We start from the raw sequence: 20126 nt of genomic DNA, 5'->3' as shown, positions 1-20126 counted from the left end.
GACCGTTGCCGGACCAATCTACGGCTTCCAGGACACTCGCATGGCATCAACGCGACGGATGCCGAAATGGCCGTTGATTGTCGGCGGCACATCCAGATCGAGCTGCGGTATGCGGGCAGTGATCGCGCTGAGGCTTTCCTCCAGTTCGGCGCGAGCGATCGCCTCGCCGATGCACCGATGCGCGCCATAGCCAAAGATCGGATGCAGCCGTGGCTGGCCAGTGCGATGAATATCGAAGATGTCAGGTCGGTCGTAGGCCATCTCGTCACGCATGGCCGACATGGTCGATAGCGCGACAAGCTGGCCGGCCGGAATAACGGTCCCGCCAATGTCCGCATCCTCGCTTGTGACCCTTGTGACTGCCCCAACGCTTGGTTCGAAGCGCATCGCCTCCGTGACCGCGCCTGAAATCCGATCCGGATCGCGACACACCTCCGCCCATTGCACACGATGCTGAAGCAGAAGAGCAACCTGCATTACGATCGCGACCCTGGTGGTATCGGTGCCACCGACGACCAGTGCAAAGATCTGGTAAAGTATCTCCTCGGGGGACATTTCACCGCCTTCGGCAGCGGCAGCCAGGAAGGCGGACAGGAAATCCCCGCTCGGGCTGCGGCGACGTTCATCGAGGACTTTATCGACGTACTCGCGCAGCCGATGCCCCGCCTTCTCGATTCCAACGACATCGTCGGGGTTCAACCCAAGACTGAAGATCTTCGTCACCTCATAGACCAGCAGCGTAAACTCCGGGATGTCCTCGCGCGGAAGTCCCAGGAGATCGGCAACGACGCGGGCAGGCAGTTTGGCCGCGAACTCATTGAAGAAGTCTAGCTCGCCTACCCCATACCAATCCTCGATGAGGTCCTCGGCGGTGCGGCGAATACTCGGACGCATCTCATTAATCGCGCGGGCAGCAAACAATCGCGAAAACGGCGCACGGCGCCGCCGGTGTACATCGCCATCGGCCGTCAGCATGCCATAGTCGAACGCATCGAACATGGTTCCGGTGCCAAAGCCCTGCATCTCGGGAAAGATCGTTCCGCTGGGGCGGAAGCGTGGATCCTTGCTCAGACCGTCAACATCGGAAAAGCGCAGCACGAAATATCCGCCGGTCTCGTGCAGCACCACAGGGTATTCCTTGCGGTAGGCACGGAAGGCGCCGTGAGGATCCGCTTCAAGTTGCTTCAAGGTAACCGTCGGGATTTCGCCGCCAGCGGAGCCCACGGAAAAATTGTCGGCATTGATCTCTGCTCGCATGGTACGCTCTCCGCTCTTCTGTCACGCCCAAATTCCGGCTCGTGCAGGAGGCGAATGTTGCCCGCGCGGAGTTTCAGCTCTATTTCGAAGGACCGATAGTCTGTTACGATCGTAACGTGCCTGGTCTCGCCGGCGCAGGATGGAAGCACAGGTGCTGATCGAGGACGCGCCGCAAATGACCCGAAACGCCTTGCAACGGAGGTTTGCCATGCCAACGACAGCCGAGAAGGACCACGTCTACAAGATCCTGGATCTCGTCGGATCGTCCGAGACGAGCATCGAGGATGCGATCCAGAACGCCATCGCCCGCGCAGCAAAGACCATTCGCGAGATGAAGTGGTTCGAAGTCGTGCAGACGCGAGGCCATATCGAGAATGGCGCGGTTCGCCATTACCAAGTCACGCTGCGGGTTGGATTCACACTGGAGGAATGAGTCCAGCACTGCCGGCGACAACGGCCGCACGACGTCTCCGTTCTTGCGCCAGGTCAAACATTTGATGTGGCCCCCATGCGACAGATTTATGTTTTTGTTTGACGCTCAACGTCGTCTGGAGGCCAAGTGCAAATGGAGAAACTGTCCGGCGCCCATTCGATTCCGCAAGCTTGCTTACCGGACACGCTTGCGCAGGTCCGCACGCTGCCCGAGCTGCTGCGTTGGCGCGTCCGGGCAACGCCGCATGCTGAAGCCTACCGGCATTTCGAGCTGGCGGCCGGGCACTGGGTCAGCCATTCCTGGTGCGAGATCGATCTTGAGTTCGACCGCTGGCGGCGCGTGCTGGCAGCCGAGGGGTTCGCAGCCGGCGAGCGCGTTGCCATCCTGATGCCCAATGGCATCGAGCATATCGCGATGGATCAGGCCGCTTTGTCGCGCGGCCTGGTGCCGGTGCCGATGCACGCGATCGACAATCCCGAAAGCATCGTCTACATCCTGAAGGATTCCGCGGCATCGCTGCTACTGGTCGACACTATCGACCGCTGGCTGACCCTTGCGAGCGCCGGCGCGCCGACTGACACGCTCAAGCGTGTCGTCTGCGTCGATCTGCAAGGTACCGAAAGCACGGCAGCGACCGATCATCGTGTCGTGGCGCTGAAATCCTGGCTGGAGCCCGCGGCCGAGGTCACCACGAGCGACGTGGCGTTGCAACCGGATGACCTTGCCGCGATCGTCTACACTTCCGGCACGACCGGGCGCCCCAAGGGCGTCATGCTGTCGCACGGAAACATCGTGGCGAACATCAAGGCGATCCACGCGCGCATCGCCGCCAGTCCGAACGATATCTTCCTGTCCTTCCTGCCGCTGTCGCATACGTTCGAGCGCACCGGCGGCTACTACTATCCGATCGCGGCCGGCGCCTGCGTCGCCTATGCGCGATCGGTACAGCAGCTCTCCGACGATTTGAAGCAGGTGCGGCCGACCGTGCTGATCTCCGTGCCCCGCATCTATGAGCGCATCTATACGCTGATCATGCAGCACAGCGAGGCGGCCGGCACCTTCGAACGCGAACTGCTCGATCTTACCATTGCCGTCGGCGGACGCCGCTTTGATGCGAGGCAGGAAGGCGGCAAGCTGTCGCTGTTCGACCGGATGGCCTGGCCGCTGCTCAAGCGCCTGGTCGCCGACAAGGTGCTGGCTCAGTTCGGTGGACGGCTGCGCGTAGCCGTCAGTGGCGGCGCAGCGATCGGCGAGCGGGTGATCCGAGTGTTCCTCGCGCTCGGACTGGACATCCTGCAGGGCTACGGCATGACCGAGACGTCACCCGTCGTCTCCGTCAACACCGCTGACGATAACGATCCGCGCTCGGTTGGCCGGCCGCTCGACGGTGTTGAGGTCAGGATCAGCGAAGATCAGGAGCTGCTGGTGCGCGGGCCGAACGTGATGCTCGGCTATTGGCACCGGCCGGAAGAGACGCGCCGGGTCAAGGAAGCCGATGGATGGCTGCATACCGGCGATCAGGCGCGCATCGAAGGTGGCCGCATCAGTATCACCGGCCGCATCAAGGACATCCTGGTGACCTCGACCGGCGAGAAGATCGCGCCCGTCGATCTCGAAACCGCGATCCTCGCCGATCCCTTGTTCGAGCAGGCCATGGTGATCGGCGAGAACCGTCCCTTTATCGCGACGCTCGTGGTGCTGAATGCGAAAGTGTGGGAACGGGAGAAGGCCAGGCTTCTGGGCAGCGGCGCCGACGCGGAAAGCGCATTCCTCCTCGAACGGATCACTGAAGCCGTCAAAGGCTTCCCCGCCTATGCGACACCGCGCGCAGTATGGTGGACGCTCGAGCCATGGACCGTTGCCGCTGGCCTGTTGACGCCGACGCTGAAGAACAAGCGCCCGGCACTCGAGCATCGCTTTGCCGCGGAGATCGAACAGATCTACACGCGCAGGCCACCAAACGGAGCACGTCCCGCAGCGTCGCCGGCGCGCGCGATCGAGAGATCAGCTGATAGACGGTGAGATACACACGCCGTCATTCTGGGGCGATGCGCAGCATCGAACCCGGAATCCATTTTTCCACCAGCGCCCGCGGCCCGATGGATTCCGGGCTCGCGCTGACGCGCGCCCCGGAATGACGGCAGTGGTCGTTGACGCGAACGAATGGCGAATTCGCTTTCCGCCTTCGTCGCTCTCAGCCGCGGCTTGACTCGCATCGTCTCCTGTTGATGAAGTGCGCCACGCTACACCATCCAAAACACACACAAGCGGCTGCAAGCAGCCCACCAAATGGAAACGCCTTCATGTTGATCCCGATCGCCGACGTGCCGCGCTGGTATGCTGAACGCCAGTCGGCGAGCACGATCGCAATTCGTCATGGACAGGATACGCTGACCTGGGAACAACTCGAGCGCGGTGCCAATGCCCGCGCGCGGGCGTTTGCGGCCAAGGCCGTCAAGCCCGGCGACTTCGTCGCGATCGGGCTGCCCAACAGCAACGCCTTCTTCGAGACCACCTTCGCGGTATGGAAGTGCGGCGCGACGCCGACCTCGCTGTCCTGGCGGTTGCCGCGCGGCGAGGCAGCGGCGGTGCTCGATATCGTCAAGCCCGCACTGGTGGTTGGCGGCGAGCCCGACTGGAATGCGCCGAATTCGCTGCCGATCGGCTTCGTGCCCGAAGGTTATTCCGACGAGCCGCTCACAGCGCCCGTGGCGCGCTATTGGAAGGCGATGACGAGTGGCGGCTCGACCGGGCGGCCGAAAGTGATCCTCGATCATCTGCCCGCCGTGGTCGATACCACTGCGGCACTGCCGCTGGGCATGCCGCTCGGCGCCTCCGTGCTCAATCCGGGGCCGCTGTATCACAACGCGCCATTCATCGTTTCGCATTTTGCCCTGTTCGGCGGCGGACGGCTCACCGGCCTGACCAAGTTCGACGCCGAGGAGACGCTGCGGCAGATCGAGGCCGAGCGCGCGCAATGGATCAATTTCGTGCCGACCATGATGCACCGGATCTGGGCGCTGCCGGACGACGTGCGTAACCGCTACGACGTCTCGAGCTTACAGGTCGTGTTCCACATGGCGGCGCCGATGCCGCCATGGCTGAAGGAGAAATGGATCGAATGGCTGGGCCCGGAGCGGATCTGGGAGCTCTATGGCGGCACCGAGCGGCAGGGCGCCTGCATCATCTCCGGCGTCGAATGGCTCGCTCACAAGGGCTCGGTCGGCAAGATCGGCGAGACCGCGCGGCTGCGCATCATCGGCGAGGACGGCAACGATGTCGCGCCCGGCGAGACCGGCGAGATCTATTTCCTGCCCAGTGACGGCGCCGGCACCACCTATCACTATCTCGGCGCCGAGCCGAAACGCCGCGCCGACGGCTGGGAGTCGCTCGGCGATATCGGCCGGCTGGATGAAGACGGCTATCTCTATCTCGGCGACCGGCTCGCCGACATGATCCTGCGCGGCGGCGCCAACATCTATCCGGCGGAGGTCGAGGCCGCGGTGTGCGCGCATCCGGACGTGCGCTCCTGCGTCGTGGTCGGCCTGCCCGACCCTGAACTCGGCCAGCGGGTGCATGCGATTGTCGAGTGCGATCCATCGGCCGACGCGCAAGTTATTGCCGACAGCATGCGCGATTTCCTCGCCGATCGGCTGAGCCGCTACAAGCATCCGGAGAGCTTTGAATTCGTGGATGCGCAGGTGCGCGACGATTCCGGCAAGGTCCGCCGCACGCTGTTGCGCGACCAGCGCGCCGCATGGCTGAAGGAGAATCGCCCGTTCCGGATCATGCCCTCGCGGATGACTGCGAAGGCGGAGTGAGCGCAAGCCGTCATTCCGGGGCGATGCGACAGCATCGAGCTATGATGTGCAATTGCACATCAGAGAATCCATTTCTCCACTTGCTCATGCGGCCCGATGGATTCCGGGCCTGCGCCACCGGCGCATCCCGGAATGACGGCGAAGGCTAACCGCCGAGCAACGCCAGCGTTCTTTGGTCGGCTTCACCGCCATAGTACTTCTTCAGCGCAGCGCGGAATTCGGGCGCTGACGACACGGCGGCGAACAAGGTCATCGAGGAGCGGAATTTCAGATCGTCGGGGCTGCCGAGAATTTCCCTGACGGTCTTGGCTTCGACGGCGTTGACGAGACGCGTACATTCGAACAGCCGCGGTCCCAGGATGTCATGCTGCAGATAGGCGATGGCCTCGTCGCGGGAGGTGATCGCAAAACGCTGCGCCATCGCGCTGAACCCAAGACCGGCAAGCTGAGGGAAGATGAACCACATCCAGTGGCTTTGCTTGCGGCCGCGGCTGAGCTCCGCCACGACCTGCCGATAAACGGGAGCCTGCGCTTCAACGAAGCGCGCGAGATCAAAGCGGTCGCTCATGGGCTCCTCCCTGATGGGCCGACAAGCTCGGCGAGGCGATCGAGCAGCGGCCGCTGACCTTCGAGGATTTTCGCACGTGCGGCAGCGAGATCGAACCATTCGGCGCGGTCGATCTCCGGAAATGCCTGCATCTTCCCGCTTCTCGGCGGCCACTCGATCTCGAACGTATTGCTCCTGATAGCGTGCACATCGAGATCGCCTTCAACGGTGAAGGCGATCACCCGCTTGCCGGCGCGCTGGCGGATCTCGCCGAGCGCGTTGAGTGGCTGATCAAGGACGACGCCGGTCTCCTCGGCAAATTCTCGGCGCGCCACGGCCATTGCATCCTCCTCCCCATCCATCTCGCCCTTCGGGATCGACCAGGCGCCCTCGTCCTTGCGCCTCCAGTAAGGCCCGCCGGGATGCACGAGCAGGACTTCCAGCCGCGGCCCCAAACGGCGGTACATCAGGATGCCCGCACTTGCGGCGGGCGCGCGACGTGCCGCCTTCAACGATCTTTGCTCCCGCCAAGCATTTTCGGCTCCGTCGGACAGGACCGGGTTGGCCTGCATGTATGCGACGTCTCGCATCGGCTCAAGACGCGCATGCGAGCGCCCACGCGGCCGGCTGCAAGCGGCGGGAAAGTCCGGCGCGACTATCAGCAATGGCGGGGCTGATACGTCTGTAGTCGTTCCAAACCGTGAAGCCCGCTCGCGCTGGGCCGATTTCGTTGTTATATTGGCTCTGGGACGATCGGCCGGACATTGATTATTGGGTGCGGCGTTAGTCGAAGGAAACGCGATTCTTACGGAGATCCTTCATGCCTTCCTTGACCGAATGGAGAGTGCCGCCGGCCCACCAGCCCAGTTCCGGCAACTACAAGTTTGACCTCGAGCGCGCGCTCACTGCCGTGGTGGGGCTGCATTCCATCATCCCGTCCGATGCATTCAGCGCGGAGACGCTGGGCACGGAGCGCGCCGGCAATGGCGTCCTGATCGACGACGGGCTGGTGCTGACGATCGGCTATCTCATCACTGAAGCGGAAACCGTGTGGCTGCATATGGGCGACGGCCGTGTAGTCGAGGGCCACCCGCTCGGCTTCGATTTCGAATCCGGCTTCGGTCTGGTGCAGGCGCTGGGACAGCCCGGCATCGAGCCGCTGCCGATCGGCTCGTCCGCCACCACGAAGGTCGGTGACAATGTCGTGGTCGGCGGCGCCGGCGGCCGAACGCGTTCGCTGGCGAGCCAGATCGTGGCGAAGCAGGAATTCGCGGGCTATTGGGAATATCTGCTCGATGACGCGATCTTCACCTATCCCGCGCATCCCAATTGGGGCGGCACCGCGCTGATCTCCGGCAAGGGCGAATTGGTCGGCATCGGCTCGCTGCAACTCGAACGCGAGCGCGGCGAGCGTTCCGAGCATGTCAACATGATGGTGCCGATCGACCTGTTGACGCCGGTGTTCGACGATCTGCGCAAATATGGTCGCGTCAACAAGCCGTCGCGGCCCTGGCTCGGCATGTACACCACCGAGATCGACAACCGCATTGTCGTGGTCGGCATCGCAAGCAAGGGCCCGGCGGCGCGCGCCGAGCTGAAGACCGGCGACGTCATTCTCGCGGTCAACGGCGAAAAGGTGTTGAGCCAGGCGAGCTTCTACCGCAAGCTCTGGTCGCTCGGCACCGCTGGCGTCGACGTGCCGCTCACCGTCTATCACGAAGGCGTCACCTTCGACGTCACGCTGGCCTCGATCGATCGCACGAAACTGTTGAAGGGGCCGCGGCTGCATTGAGATCAGGAGCGGTTCGATGAGCGAGGCCGTGGTGGACGACATCGTGGCCGTGCTGCCGCCGCTGTTGCAGACGCTGGAATCGCTCAGCTTCATCGCGCGCCATCTGCACCCGCCGGAGTTCGGCCATGTGATGGAGATCGCGGGCGAGCCGGACGAGGCGCTGCGCGCCGTTCGTCCGCGGCTCGCCGACTGGCCGGAGCAATTTGCCGCGATCAGGGCGCAGCTCGAAGCCGCAAGCGACGCGGTGCTCGCCGCCTATCAGGGCCTGCGCGCGGTGCAGGATGGCAATGGTGATCTCGTGAGCGTGTTTCGTGCGCTGCGCTACACGCCGCGCGCGCTGGAAGCGCTCTATCCGCTGGCCGCACGAATACCGCCGGTGAACGAGTTCTTCACCGATCCCGCCTTGCGCGGGGATGCCGAACTGCTGGCGCGGCTGGCCGAGCCTGCCGGTGACACGACCGGCATCCTCCACGATAGCAACGAGCCTGGCAGCCGCGGCGGCTTTTCGCTCTACGTGCCGGAATATTACACGCCTGATCGCGCCTGGCCGCTGGTGATGGCGCTGCATGGCGGCAGCGGCAATGGCCGCGGCTTTTTGTGGAGCTGGCTGCGCGATGCCCGCAGCCGCGGCGCCATCCTGGTCTCGCCGACCGCGCGTGGAAGCACCTGGGCGTTGATGGGCGATGACATCGACACGCCGAATCTTCTTCGCGTCCTCGGTTTCGTGCGATCGCGCTGGAATATCGACGAGACGCGGATGCTGATGACGGGAATGAGCGACGGCGGCACGTTCTGCTACGTCTCAGGCCTTGATGGCAGTTCGCCCTTCACCCACCTTGCGCCGGTCGCCGCGACGTTTCATCCGCTGATGGCCGAGATGGCAGATGCAGAACGGCTGCGCGAATTGCCGATTCATATCGTGCATGGAAAGCTCGACTGGATGTTTCCGGTGCAGGTCGCGCGCCAGACGCAGCAGGCGCTGAGCGCGACCGGTGCTGCCGTCACCTATCGCGAGATCGACGATCTCAGCCATACCTACCCGCGCGAGATGAATGCGGTGATTTTGGAATGGCTGAATGAAGTGTCGTAGCCCGAGTGAAGCGCCAGCGTAACCCGGGACCACTCGCTACGCTGGCGCAGGGGTCCCGGGTTGCGCGTTCCGCTCCTCCCGGGCTACGGGCTTTTGGTTGCGGCTTCAGACCAGGCCGCCATTGGCGCGCAGCGTCTGGCCGTTGACCCAGGCGCCGTCGGGGCCGGCGAGGAAGGACACCACCGAGGCGATGTCCTCGGGCGTGCCGAGCCGCTCCAGCGGAACCATCTTGGCAAAGCGGTCGATCAATTCCGGCGACTTGCCGTGCAGGAACAGATCGGTCGCGGTCGGTCCGGGCGCCACCGCGTTCACCGTGATCGAGCGCCCGCGCAATTCCTTGGACAGGATCGCGGTCAAGGTCTCGATCGCCGCCTTGGTCGCGGTGTAGACGCCGTAGGTCTCAAGCCTGGTGCCGACGACGCTGGTCGAGAAATTGACGATGCGTCCACCGTCGCGCAGCCGGCGCGCGGCCTCGCGCATCGCATTGAAGCTGCCCTTGAAGTTGATTGCGATGTGCTGGTCGAACATCGCATCATCGGTGTCGGCGATCTTCGCAAGCTTCATGATACCGGCATTGTTGACGAGCACGTCGACGCCGCCGAAGGCGGCCTCCGCCGCATCGAACATGCCGCGCACCGCGTTGGGATCGCTAACGTCAGCCTTGGCGGTAAGCGCCCGGCGGCCGGCGGCCTCGATCCGGCTCGCCACTGCCTCGGCGGCCTTGGTATCGCCGGCATAGTTGATCACGACGGTGAAGCCGTCTTTGGCCAGGCGCTCCGCCACCGCGGCGCCGATTCCGCGCGAGGCGCCCGTCACCAATGCTACTTTGTTGGTTTCGTTCGACATTTTGTTCTCCTCTCAGTTTGGCGGCTTGGCCGCTGAGTGACAGGAGCAAAGTAGGAGCTTCCACTTTCCGGATAATGATGCATTAGTTGGCATCACTGTTCGATATATCCGGACAATCTACATGGACCGGTTTGACGCGATGCGAATCTTCACCCGCGTGGTGGAGCGGCGCAGCTTTTCGCTGGCGGCGGAGGATCTTGGTCTGCCACGCTCGACGGTGACGGACGCCGTCAAATCGCTGGAGGCGCGGCTCGGCGTGCGGCTGATCGAGCGCACCACGCGGCACGTCCGCCCGACGCTTGATGGCGAAGCCCATTACCGCCGCTGCCTGTCGCTGATCGCCGACCTCGAGGATGCCGAAGGCGCCTTCGGCGGCGGTAAGCCGAAGGGGCTGTTGCGGTTGGAAGTGCAGGGCACGCTGGCGCGCCACTTCCTGTTGCCGAACCTGCCGGGCTTCTTCGCGGAATATCCGGACATCGAGATCAACATGAGCGAGAGCGACCGCTGGATCGACCTGATCGAGGAGGGCGTCGATTGCGTATTGCGCTTCGGCCATCTGCCCGACAGCGACATGATCGCAAGGCAGGTGGCGATGCTGGAGCGCTTGACCTGCGCGGCGCCCAATTATTTCGAGCGCTTCGGCACTCCAACCAGTCCCGATGCGCTCGCAGGCCATCGCATGATCGGAATACGTTCGCTGACGACGGGGCGGCTACGGCCAATGGAGTTCGTGGTCGACGGCATTGTGCGTGAAGTGATGCTGCCGGCAATCATGTCGGTGACGGGACCGGAGAGCTACCTTGCTATTGCGCGGCTCGGCCTTGGCCTGATCCAGGTGCCGCGCTTCCACGCCGAAGCCGATCTCGCGCGCGGGGCGCTCGTCCAAGTGCTCACCGAATGCGTGCCGCCCTCGGTCCCGGTATCCCTGCTTTACCCGCGCAGCCGCCAGCTCTCGCCGCGCGTGCGCGTGTTCATCGATTATGTGATGCGCGCCTTCGGGCGGGCGTAGGGCGGTTCCGGCGCGAACTGGCCAAGCCCGGAACCATCCGCCAGCCATCCCCGTTATCAGCGGTCACCGGAGGGATCGTCATGCGAACGTTTCTGGGAATGATCTTGGGTGCGCTGCTGCTGATCGCGGGCGTCTATCTCTATGATTCGATGCGAACATCAACCGTGGCGAGCGGCCAGGTCGCACAGAACGGCCGTACCATCGTCAACTGGGACGTTGCCGCCGATGACCTGAAGGCGCTGAAAGCGCGCGCCCATGAGGATTGGCAGAAAATCTCGTCGCGCTAGCAGGCCCTCCCGGGAGCGCCAGATCTAGCGGCTCATGTTCGACTTGCGGGCGTCGGCGATGGCCTGCACGAACTGCTCCTTGGTCAAGATGCCGGGCACGCGGAATTTACCGACGATGAACGACGGCGTGCCCTGAAAACCGAAGGCCTCGGCCTGCGCATTGTTGCGCGCCAGAATGGCGTCAATCGACGTGGCATTGGCCGCGAGATCGCGGTTCAGGCGATCGATGTCGATGCTGACGGCGGCGAGCACCTCCCGTATCCGTGGCTCGGTCAGCTTCGAGGTGAGGCCCATCATCGCCTGGTGCGCCGCCTGGAAACTGTCCTGATACTTCGCGGCCAGCGCCATGCGTGCCGCAACCTTCGACACATCGCCGAGAATCGGCCAGTCCTTCCACACTAGGCGCAGCTTGCCGTCGTCTTGCGCCAGTTGCCGCAGTTCGGGTTCGATCTTGCGACAATAGGGACACTGGTAGTCGAACCACTCGACGATGCTGATGTCGCCCTTGGCATTGCCGGCGACAGGGATCTCCGGATCGCGCAGCACCGCTGCTTCCGTCAGAACCTTTTCTTCTTCCTGCGCGGCGGCAGTGCCGCCAAGCAGCGTGACGCCGGCGGCCATCAAGCCGAGCGCGGCGCGGCGCGTGGGTTCCGGCTTGATACCGGCGACACGATCGGTCGATGGGCTCATGTCAAATCTCGCGGGTGCCTTCGCTGTCTACGCTCGGCAGGCGGAGATGTCACGCAGCTTTACTGAGTTAGCCCAAAGGCTGATGTGGCCGACGTTGAACTGCCGGCCACACCATTCGCTCTTTGTTTGAGCATGATCTTTTCGGAAAACCGGTATCCACTTTTCCGAATCATGCTCCAGGAGATCAAGCGGCGCCCTTGAGGCGCTTGGTGCATTCGCTGTAATAACCGCCGCCCTTCTGGATCCACTTCAGCCCACCATTGGCGTTGGTGGCCTTGTTGGCCTTGTACTGGTCGACGCAGGTGTGCATGCGCGCCTTGCCCTCGGTCTCCTTGGAATATTTCGGATCGACAGCGGTCGGGAATACCGCCGGTCCCGCCGGTAACGCAGGAGCAGCTTCCTTGGCCTCCTTCGCGGCCGGTGCCGGCGCAGGGGCAGCGGCTGTCGGTGCAGCAGGCGCGGGAGCGGCTGGCGTTGCGTTCGCGCCGCATTCGGCCTTGCGGAAGTCATTCCACTTCTGGCCGTTCAATGTCCCGGCGGCCTTGGCCGCCTGGTACTTGGCGCTGCATTCCTGCGCGGTCAGGGCTTGCGCCGGCGCCGACATCACGAATGCGGCGAGCCCCGAGGCCGCCATCGCACAAAACAGTTTGGCTTGAATTCTCATGGTTGTTCTCCCTTTTCGTCAAACCTCAGCGCGTTGACGAGGGCCGCATCCTAACGCAACCGGAACTTGCGACAACGCATTGGCGGTCCGCCGGGTCAAAATATTGTGGCGACCGCTACGAGCGATATTCATCGGCGGTTCAGCATCTGCCGGCGACCGTCTTCACATCCGCTCATTCGAGGTGCGTCATGCCGAAGCTTTCCTCCCTCGCCACCACAACTGCCCTCGCCGCCTTCCTGCTGACGGGCACCGGCTTTGCGCAGACGACCACGCCTGCGCCGAAGGACACCGCCAAGACCGAGACCAAGACCGAGATGAAGGCGGCGCCGACGCCGGAAGAGAAGAAGGCACGCAGCGCCGCTTCGCTGGAATGCTCCAAGCAGGCCGACGCGAAAGGCCTTCATGGCAAGGAGCGCAAGAAATTCCGCCGCGAATGCCGGAAGGAAGCCGCCGACAAGAGCGCGGGCACGAAGTAAAGGCGGCCGCTCTCCCTCCCGAAAAAGGGCATGGTGAGCAGTGGCGCCGGCGGTCCAAAATCCGGCGCATTGCTCCAATCGCGAGATGCATTTGTCGCGGGCTTACGGATTTGGCATAACGCCAGCGTGAACCTGCTCCCCGCATCGATGGCGTTTGCCGTTCCCAGCCGCGCGAATATCCTCAATGCGACCGAGACGCTCGTCATCGGCGCCGCGGGCGGCCTGCTGTTTTTGTGGGCGAACCTGCCGGGTGGGCTGATTTCCGGCGCGATGATCGCGGTCGGCATCGCCGCGCTCGCCGGCCGGCCGCTCACCGTGCCGCCGGTGGTGACCCAGACCGTGCTGATCCTGCTCGGCATCTCCCTGGGCTCCCTGGTGTCACGGCAACTGATCCAGCATGTGAGCGCCTATCCGCTCACCATCGGGCTGCTGGCGCTCGCCACCGTCTGCTCGATCTTCGGCAGCAGCTTCTATTTGCAGCGCGTGCATGGCTGGGACCAGACCTCGGCCTTCCTCGCCGGCAGCCCCGGCGCACTGTCGCAGATCACGATGCTCGCGATCGAGAAGGGCGCCGACGTCGCGGCGATCGCGGTGGTGCAGACCATGCGCGTGATCATCCTGACAGCCGCGCTGCCTCTGATGCTGGCGGTGCTTGGAATAGCACCAGCAGCACCGCCGACGATCGCCTCCGCCAGCGCCTCGCCGATCGAACTCGCGGCGCTGATCGCAGCCTCAATTGCTACCGCGTTCGTGCTGCGCTGGGCGAAATTTCCCGCAAGCTGGATGTTCGGCGCGATGCTCGCCTCGAGCCTCTTGCACGGCGCCGGCGCGGTCGAGGGCGGCCTGCCGCCTTGGGTGCGCGGCGTCGCGCTGGTCGGCATCGGCGCCCTGATCGGGTCGCGCTTTGCACGGATGAAGCTCTCGACCTTGCGTAGCCACGTCAATGCCGGGCTCGGCTCGTTTGCAGTCGCGATTCTGATCTCCGCGATCTTCGTTACCGCGATCACGCTGACCACGCAGGTTCATCTCTCCGATATCGTCGTGGCCTTTGCCCCCGGCGCGATGGACGCCATGCTGGCATTGGCGCTGACGCTGCACATCGACCCGATCTTCGTCGGCGCGCACCACCTCTCGCGCTTCGTGTTCGTGACGCTGGCGACCCCCGGCATCGTGCACCTGTTTGGCCGGCCGCAGGAGGATGTAGACGATTAGTGGCACGTCTCGCAGCGGCGTCGTCCCGTCGAAGGAGGGATGACGAGTTCGTTATTGCGAGCGGATCGAAGCATCATCTCTCCGCAAGTGGCGCGACGGATTCCGGGCGCGCACCGCGGAATAACAGAGCAAGCGGCGACTGCATCGCATCCGGAATGATGAATGCAAGACGATCAGCTCAGGTGACGCAGCGGCCGGGCTGCAGGCGCTTGGCCACTTCGGTCAGCACGCTCACAACGGGCTCGCAGGCGACAGTCATCCTGCGCTCGCCGGATTTGATCAGCTCCGGCGGCTTCGGGCGGCTGCGCGCCTCGTCCCTGATTATGGGAACGCGGATCACGACCGAGCTCTCGGCCAGGCTGTCGAGCTTCAGCGAAATGGTTTCCGTCTTGCCGGTGGCTGCCGGAACCGCTGCCCGGTCGGCCTTCGCGGCACGGTTGACGTTGTGTTCCTCCTTGGTGGAGGTGGTGAGGCTCCCGCCTCCGACGAGATCATGCCCGGCAGCAAATTGCACGGCGCCGAACGTCAAAGAAACGGCGAGCGTGCCCAAAATTCCCTTCAATATCTGTGACATGGCGATTCATCCCTCGCCCCATGGCGATCACACACACAACTCGAACGAAACGCCCCCGTTCGTATGTCTTCGGATCACTTAACCGTGTTCAAAATTTTTTTCGAAATGCCGGAACGTTTCTTCGCGGCCGGCGTCGTTTCGGCAGCCGGTTATTCCCCCTGCCCCATTGACCGGCGACGTAGGGCGCGATCGTGGTGATGCCGGTCGCGCTCTACTTTTTTGTCGGGTTTGTCGGGGAGATTTCGACGGGTCACGGCGGCGTCGCCAACCGCGATGGAGAACCGGCAGGGTTGAGCTTGAGCACTGGCATTGCACGCCGCAACCAATACGAGTGCGAACGTCGCGCGCTGCCCCGATGCAAAAACGCCGAGGGCCAAAGAGAGGCAGGCAGGGATTCCGAGCCTGGCGGATCGTTCAAAAAAATCCGGCGTGCCTAGCACGCCGGATCGGTCGACCTAGCCAGACTCTCGTCAGTTCACGCCGAGGCGGCGCGCGGCGCGCGGTTGCGCGAATTGCGCTGGAAGAACAGCGCCTGGCTCGCAACCGCTGAGACCATTGCAGGCTGGAACGGCTTTGAGATCAGGAACGCCGGCTCCGGACGCTCACCGGTGAGGAAGCGTTCGGGATAGGCGGTGATGAACACCACCGGCACCTCGAACACGCGCAGCAATTCGTTCACGGCGTCCAGACCCGACGAGCCGTCGGCGAGCTGGATGTCGGCGAGGATCAGGCCGGGCTTCTTGTTCTTGGCGAGCGCCACCGCATCCGAATGGGTGCGGGCGACGCCGATTACGTTGTGGCCGAGATTTCGCACGAGGCTTTCGAGATCCATCGCGATGAAGGTCTCATCCTCGATGATCAGGACATCGGTTGCGATCTCGGCAGCCATCTCACGGCCGGCGATGTCCGTGAGCTTGCGCGTCTCTGCGATATCGATGTTGAGGATGTAGGCCACCTCCTCTTCCGAGAAGCCCTCCAGCGACAGCAGGAGGAAGGCCTGCCGCGGCAGCGGCGTGATGTTGGAAAGCCGGCGCTCCGGCGGCAGTGCCAACGTTGCCACGTCGGCGTTGTCGTTGATGGAGACCGAATTCCAGATTTGGGTGAACAGCCGAAACATGCCGGCGCGCGGACCGTGCGTTTCGTCCAGAAGCGAGGGGTCCTGAAGCAGGGCCTCCAGCATGGCCGCGACATAGGCGTCGCCCGACGCCTGGTTTCCGGTGAGCGCGCGGGCGTAGCGCCGCAACAATGGCAAGTGTTCAGCAACGAGCTGCGATCGGGACATTCCCACTCCATCCTTGTGTTTGAGGCAACTGCCTGAAATGCCTTCGTCTCTCGGGTCGGGACATCCGTCCGTGGGGCGACCCGCCTCCCCTGTTACGTCGGACTACGCGTGAGCGCGGATAAAGTTCCATAAATAGTTCCAGACATTCGGAACTTTCAGTCGAACTTCGCATTAGCGTACGACCGACAGCAAACGCGGCCAAGACCGAAATTTCGAGGAAACTGCTTGAAACACAGGGACTTAACCTCTCGGGGAAACGTGGATCAGATCATGAAGGAAACCAAGAAGCAGGGCGGTCTCAACGCTGAGATCCAATCGAGAATCGGCCACCAGCTTCGTGCCATGTACGACGACGTGGTGCGCCAGGGGGTGCCAGACCGCTTTGCGGAGCTTATCCGCAAGCTCGATGATCCTGCGGAGGCCGCCAAGCATTTGGCCGAAACTGACGAGCAGCAAGCTGCAAAAAATGACGGGAGGGACTGATGCCTCTCACCGACCAACTTCGCGACGATATTTTGGCGTCGGTGCCAAGCCTACGCGCGTTCGCGATTTCGCTCTCCGGCAATGGTGACCGCGCCGACGATCTGGTGCAGGAGACCTTGTTGCGCGCGATCGCCAACATCGACTCGTTCCAGCCGGGCTCGAACTTGCCGGCCTGGCTGTTCACCATCCTGCGCAACCTGTTTCGCTCCGACTATCGCAAGCGGCGGCGCGAGGTGGAGGACGCCGAGGGCAACTATGCCAAGACCCTGAAGACGCAGCCTGCGCAGAACGCGCATCTGGAGTTCGAGGAGTTTCGCGCAGCCCTCGACAAGCTGCCGCAAGACCAGCGTGAAGCTCTGATCCTGGTCGGCGCTTCCGGCTTCTCGTACGAGGACGCGGCTGCGATCTGCGGCTGCGCGGTCGGCACCATCAAGAGCCGCGTCAATCGCGCGCGATCGAAATTGAGCGCATTGCTCTACGTCGAAGGCGCGGAAGATTTCGGCCCTGATGACACCGTGCGCGCCGTGATCGGCGGCAATGGCGGCTGATGTGACGCATCGTCATGCGCGGGCTTGACCCGCGCATCCATCCCGGAAAAAGCGATTTTTCTGAGGAATGATGGATTGCCGGGTCAAGCCGGCAATGACGGCGAGAGCAGTGTGTAAGTGCGTAGGGTGGGCAAAGCGAAGCGTGCCCACCTTCTCTTACACCAACCGTAGACGGTGGGCACGGCTTCGCCTTTGCCCACCCTACGCGACGTAGACGCGCCTTTGCTTCCCCTCATCCTGAGGAGGTCACGCAGCGACTGTCTCGAAGGGGAGGCCAGCGGCGGGGCCTCATGGTTCTCCCGGCGATGCGAAGTATCGTCCGGAGACGCGATACGCGCTCCTCACCATGAGGGAAAGACGGTGCTCCCCTAAAACAACTGCGCTACGTCACCGTGCCGGCTTGATCGGCGCCGAGAACTTCTCGGTGCGGTCACGCTCGTTCATGTCGATGACGGTTTCCATCGGCGCGGTGAGCTCATAGACATAGCTGATGTCGGTGAAGTAGCGCTTGGCGGTGCCGCCGAGCGCTTCGGGGGCGACGCGGTCGAGCAGGATCAGGCCGAAATCGGAATCCGCGCGGCGGGTGGCCTCGCTGGTGTTGAACTCCTCCCAGCGGAAATGAAAGATCGCCTCCGGCGCTTTGCCGTTGACTTCCCAGTTGGCGACGATGTGCGGATGCTTGCCGACCAGGGACAGGCCCTCGTCGGAATGCGAGGCGAGTTCGAAGAACAACAGCGACAACGACTGCGCAGCGCGCGCGCTGACCGCGATGTCGGGGCCGGAGATCGCAATGCGCTCGGCATGCGGGATCGCGCGTGCCTCGAACAGTCCCTTCAGCTTCACGCCCTGCCACTGGCTCTCGCTGAGGAGGGTGACCACGTTCGACATCGCGTGGATGCGGCCGATCAGGAGCTCGCGCGCGGCATCGATGTCCGAGCCATGGCGGAGCGTGCGCGTGACGATCGACTGGATCACGGCCAGGATGTTCTTGACGCGATGGTTGAGCTCGTCGATCACCGCCGTCAGCCGCCGCTCGAACCCGATCCTCACCTCGATCTCGCGGCTGAGCCGAAGGTTGTTGTAGGCGACATAGCCGAACAGGCCGCAGACGATGCCGGTCAGCGCGAGGCCAATCGCCGCCACGATCGCGGCGGTCTGGTTTGCCCGGGCGGCGGCGGACGTCTTGGCGTAATAGGCGAGAGACCAGTCGCGGCCGCCGAACGTCACCGTCCGAACCATCGACGGCGCCGGCCCATCCGGCCGCACCGCGCGCGAGGTGATGACGCCCTGGTCGTTGGCGACCAGTTCGTCGTTGGAATCGCGCGGGTCCTTCAGCACCACCGAGAACAGCGACATGTCGTCATTCGTCAGCATCAACGGCCCGAGCTCATACGAAAATGTGACGAATCCCGCCGGCTCAGGGGCGCCCTGCTGAAACACCGGCGCGGCGAGCGCGACCCCGATCGGTCCGTTCTGGCGCAAGAGCGGAATCGGATCCGAGGCCACCGGCTTGCCATCCGCCATTGCCTTCGCCAGCATCGGCCCGATCACGGAATGGTGGTCGAAGCTGCGGCCGGGCAGGATGATGGTCTCGGGCATCCGCGGCTCCAGGTCCATCATCACGTTGATGGGCTTGTCGATCGCCTTGATGTCGAGGGGGTGGTCATCGAAATCCCGGATCGTCGGGTTCGGGAAGCCGGCCTTCTTCAGCTCCTGCTCCGCCGCCACGAGTTCGTCGGGCCTCAGCCGCGCGATCCAGGCCGCAATCACGAAATCGGTCTTGAAGGCATAGATGGAGGAGCGCAGCGGCTGCAGCATGTCGGCCTTCACCACCGACGGCGCACGAAACAGGCCTGAGGAGACGCGGGCGAGCAATTCGCGCTCGGTAAGGCGATCCTGCACCAGGCTGGCGTGGACGTCGATCGCCCGCGCCAGCGCGATTCCGTCGAGCGTCAGCTCCTGCTCGTGCACACGATAGGCCGCAAGACCGGAGAGCAGTACCCCGATCAACGCGATGAAGGCGATAATAAAACCCAGCCGGACCACGCTGTTACTCGGAGACGGCGGGTTGGCGAAGATGAACAGCGGACATCTGACGTCTGCGGGGGCGACAACGATTGGAGACGGGGTGAGTACCAACCGCGGCGAAATATGACGTGGAGATCATCGGTACGCAACGGAAGGCGGCAATTAACGTGAACGGCAGCTGGCGCCGGCAGCCGGCAGCGAAAGCAGCGTCAGAGGTGGCTAATGGGAGTGGCTGGATTTTGTTCCCATTGCGGCATGGAATATTTCGTCGCACCCGCCATTTGCCTGACTTCGCTGAGTAGGTCAGCGCGCATTGGGCTTGGACGGAGCGTCGTGCATCACGGCCGTCAAAATATTAACGAACGGGATATCATATTAACAAATCGGTCAGCCCGCCTTGGCCTTGGCCTTGGCAGCGGCTTTCGGGCGCAGGCCGCCCTTGGCCTCGATGAAGGCGATGATGCGCTTCAGGCCGTCGCTCTTCTTCAGGTTGGTCATGACGAAGGGACGCTCACCGCGCATCCGCTTCGCATCGGTTTCCATCTTCTCCAGCGACGCGCCGACGTGAGGTGCAAGGTCGATCTTGTTGATCACGAGCAGGTCGGAGCGCGTGATGCCAGGGCCGCCCTTGGACGGGATCTTGTCACCGGCGGCGACATCAATGACATAGATCGTGAGGTCGGCAAGCTCCGGCGAGAAAGTCGCCGCGAGGTTGTCACCGCCGGATTCGATCAGCACGAGATCAAGGCCCGGGAATTTCGCGCGCATGTCGGCGACCGCCGCCAGATTCATCGAGGCGTCCTCGCGGATCGCGGTGTGCGGACAGCCGCCCGTCTCCACGCCGGCGATGCGATCCGGCGTCAGCGAACCCGAGCGCACCAGGAACTCGGCATCCCATTTGGTGTAGATGTCGTTGGTGATCGCCGCGATGTCGTAACGCTCGCGCATCGACTTGCAGAGCAGATCCATCAGCGCAGTTTTGCCGGATCCGACCGGACCACCGACGCCGACGCGAAGCGGGCCGTGAGAAGATGCCATCTCAATGTCCTCGTCGTCCCTGCGAAAGCAGGGACCCATAACCACCGGA

21 protein-coding genes are annotated in these 20126 nt (G+C 63.5%); 11 read left to right on the top strand and 10 right to left on the bottom strand.

Annotated features, from left to right (window positions below):
• Positions 1 to 18: 18 nt before the first annotated feature.
• Positions 19 to 1257 carry a cytochrome P450 gene (locus tag J6497_RS01815; protein ID WP_225702504.1) on the bottom strand — a complete coding sequence of 413 codons (1239 nt, stop codon included), beginning with the start codon at positions 1255 to 1257 and terminating at the stop codon, positions 19 to 21.
• Positions 1258 to 1465: 208 nt separating this feature from the next.
• On the opposite strand from J6497_RS01815, the gene J6497_RS01810 reads away from it, so the two are divergent.
• From J6497_RS01810 to J6497_RS01800, 3 genes are all read left to right on the top strand, one after another.
• Positions 1466 to 1690, top strand: coding sequence for a dodecin (locus J6497_RS01810; protein ID WP_225702503.1), 225 nt, complete (start codon positions 1466 to 1468; stop codon positions 1688 to 1690).
• Between the two features lie 132 nt (positions 1691 to 1822).
• On the top strand, positions 1823 to 3712 hold the full coding sequence (locus J6497_RS01805; protein ID WP_225702502.1) for an AMP-dependent synthetase/ligase: 1890 nt from the start codon (positions 1823 to 1825) through the stop codon (positions 3710 to 3712).
• 281 nt (positions 3713 to 3993) lie between these two features.
• A complete protein-coding gene (locus J6497_RS01800) occupies positions 3994 to 5511 on the top strand; it encodes an AMP-binding protein (protein ID WP_225702501.1) in 1518 nt (505 codons plus the stop codon).
• A gap of 145 nt (positions 5512 to 5656) precedes the next feature.
• On the opposite strand, the gene J6497_RS01795 is transcribed toward J6497_RS01800, so the two are convergent.
• Together J6497_RS01795 and J6497_RS01790 are read right to left on the bottom strand one after the other, a co-directional pair.
• On the bottom strand, positions 5657 to 6079 hold the full coding sequence (locus tag J6497_RS01795) for a DUF1810 domain-containing protein (protein ID WP_225702500.1): 423 nt from the start codon (positions 6077 to 6079) through the stop codon (positions 5657 to 5659).
• A complete protein-coding gene (locus J6497_RS01790) occupies positions 6076 to 6570 on the bottom strand; it encodes an NUDIX hydrolase (RefSeq protein ID WP_225702499.1) in 495 nt (164 codons plus the stop codon). The genes J6497_RS01795 and J6497_RS01790 overlap by 4 nt, the downstream gene beginning before the upstream one ends.
• 308 nt (positions 6571 to 6878) lie before the next feature.
• Between J6497_RS01790 and J6497_RS01785 the strand changes: the two genes are divergently transcribed.
• On the top strand, positions 6879 to 7850 hold the full coding sequence (locus tag J6497_RS01785; RefSeq protein WP_225702498.1) for a S1C family serine protease: 972 nt from the start codon (positions 6879 to 6881) through the stop codon (positions 7848 to 7850).
• A 16-nt stretch (positions 7851 to 7866) separates the two neighbouring features.
• Positions 7867 to 8940 (top strand): carboxylesterase family protein, encoded by a 1074-nt coding sequence (locus tag J6497_RS01780; protein ID WP_225702497.1) that lies wholly within the window; start codon positions 7867 to 7869, stop codon positions 8938 to 8940.
• Between the two features lie 105 nt (positions 8941 to 9045).
• On the opposite strand, the gene J6497_RS01775 is transcribed toward J6497_RS01780, so the two are convergent.
• Positions 9046 to 9786, bottom strand: a complete 741-nt coding sequence (locus J6497_RS01775; RefSeq protein WP_225702496.1) for an SDR family oxidoreductase — start codon at positions 9784 to 9786, stop codon at positions 9046 to 9048.
• 121 nt (positions 9787 to 9907) lie between these two features.
• Between J6497_RS01775 and J6497_RS01770 the strand changes: the two genes are divergently transcribed.
• Both J6497_RS01770 and J6497_RS01765 read left to right on the top strand, forming a co-directional pair.
• Positions 9908 to 10795 carry a LysR family transcriptional regulator gene (locus J6497_RS01770; protein WP_225702495.1) on the top strand — a complete coding sequence of 296 codons (888 nt, stop codon included), beginning with the start codon at positions 9908 to 9910 and terminating at the stop codon, positions 10793 to 10795.
• An 80-nt stretch (positions 10796 to 10875) separates the two neighbouring features.
• A complete protein-coding gene (locus J6497_RS01765; protein WP_225702494.1) occupies positions 10876 to 11082 on the top strand; it encodes a hypothetical protein in 207 nt (68 codons plus the stop codon).
• Positions 11083 to 11106: 24 nt separating this feature from the next.
• On the opposite strand, the gene J6497_RS01760 is transcribed toward J6497_RS01765, so the two are convergent.
• Positions 11107 to 11703, bottom strand: coding sequence for a DsbA family protein (locus tag J6497_RS01760; RefSeq protein WP_225702493.1), 597 nt, complete (start codon positions 11701 to 11703; stop codon positions 11107 to 11109).
• A gap of 253 nt (positions 11704 to 11956) precedes the next feature.
• The gene (locus J6497_RS01755; RefSeq protein ID WP_225702492.1) at positions 11957 to 12436 is read right to left on the bottom strand and encodes a hypothetical protein; all 480 of its coding nucleotides are present in this window, start codon (positions 12434 to 12436) and stop codon (positions 11957 to 11959) included.
• 188 nt (positions 12437 to 12624) lie between these two features.
• Between J6497_RS01755 and J6497_RS01750 the strand changes: the two genes are divergently transcribed.
• Together J6497_RS01750 and J6497_RS01745 are read left to right on the top strand one after the other, a co-directional pair.
• Complete coding sequence (locus J6497_RS01750) at positions 12625 to 12912, top strand: PsiF family protein (protein WP_225702491.1); 288 nt, start codon at positions 12625 to 12627, stop codon at positions 12910 to 12912.
• 147 nt (positions 12913 to 13059) lie between these two features.
• On the top strand, positions 13060 to 14124 hold the full coding sequence (locus J6497_RS01745) for an AbrB family protein (protein ID WP_249793333.1): 1065 nt from the start codon (positions 13060 to 13062) through the stop codon (positions 14122 to 14124).
• 178 nt (positions 14125 to 14302) lie between these two features.
• Here the strand turns inward: J6497_RS01745 and J6497_RS01740 are convergent, their stop codons facing one another.
• Together J6497_RS01740 and J6497_RS01735 are read right to left on the bottom strand one after the other, a co-directional pair.
• On the bottom strand, positions 14303 to 14674 hold the full coding sequence (locus tag J6497_RS01740) for a hypothetical protein (RefSeq protein ID WP_312010197.1): 372 nt from the start codon (positions 14672 to 14674) through the stop codon (positions 14303 to 14305).
• Positions 14675 to 15173: 499 nt separating this feature from the next.
• Positions 15174 to 15980, bottom strand: a complete 807-nt coding sequence (locus tag J6497_RS01735; protein WP_225702488.1) for a response regulator — start codon at positions 15978 to 15980, stop codon at positions 15174 to 15176.
• Positions 15981 to 16250: 270 nt separating this feature from the next.
• On the opposite strand from J6497_RS01735, the gene J6497_RS01730 reads away from it, so the two are divergent.
• Together J6497_RS01730 and J6497_RS01725 are read left to right on the top strand one after the other, a co-directional pair.
• Complete coding sequence (locus J6497_RS01730) at positions 16251 to 16463, top strand: NepR family anti-sigma factor (protein WP_028165127.1); 213 nt, start codon at positions 16251 to 16253, stop codon at positions 16461 to 16463.
• Positions 16463 to 17011: a sigma-70 family RNA polymerase sigma factor gene (locus J6497_RS01725; protein WP_027579243.1), complete on the top strand. Its 549-nt coding sequence runs from the start codon at positions 16463 to 16465 to the stop codon at positions 17009 to 17011. The genes J6497_RS01730 and J6497_RS01725 overlap by 1 nt, the downstream gene beginning before the upstream one ends.
• 387 nt (positions 17012 to 17398) lie before the next feature.
• Here the strand turns inward: J6497_RS01725 and J6497_RS01720 are convergent, their stop codons facing one another.
• A complete protein-coding gene (locus tag J6497_RS01720; protein WP_225702487.1) occupies positions 17399 to 19057 on the bottom strand; it encodes a CHASE domain-containing protein in 1659 nt (552 codons plus the stop codon).
• A 369-nt stretch (positions 19058 to 19426) separates the two neighbouring features.
• A complete protein-coding gene (ureG, locus tag J6497_RS01715; RefSeq protein ID WP_225702486.1) occupies positions 19427 to 20077 on the bottom strand; it encodes an urease accessory protein UreG in 651 nt (216 codons plus the stop codon).
• Positions 20078 to 20126 lie beyond the last annotated feature (49 nt).

The sequence above is a fragment of the Bradyrhizobium cenepequi genome (assembly GCF_020329485.1).
GTDB classification, from domain to species: Bacteria; Pseudomonadota; Alphaproteobacteria; order Rhizobiales; family Xanthobacteraceae; genus Bradyrhizobium; species Bradyrhizobium cenepequi.
The sequence above is the reverse complement of the archived record's forward strand: the minus strand, read 5'-3'. Positions and strand labels throughout refer to the sequence as shown.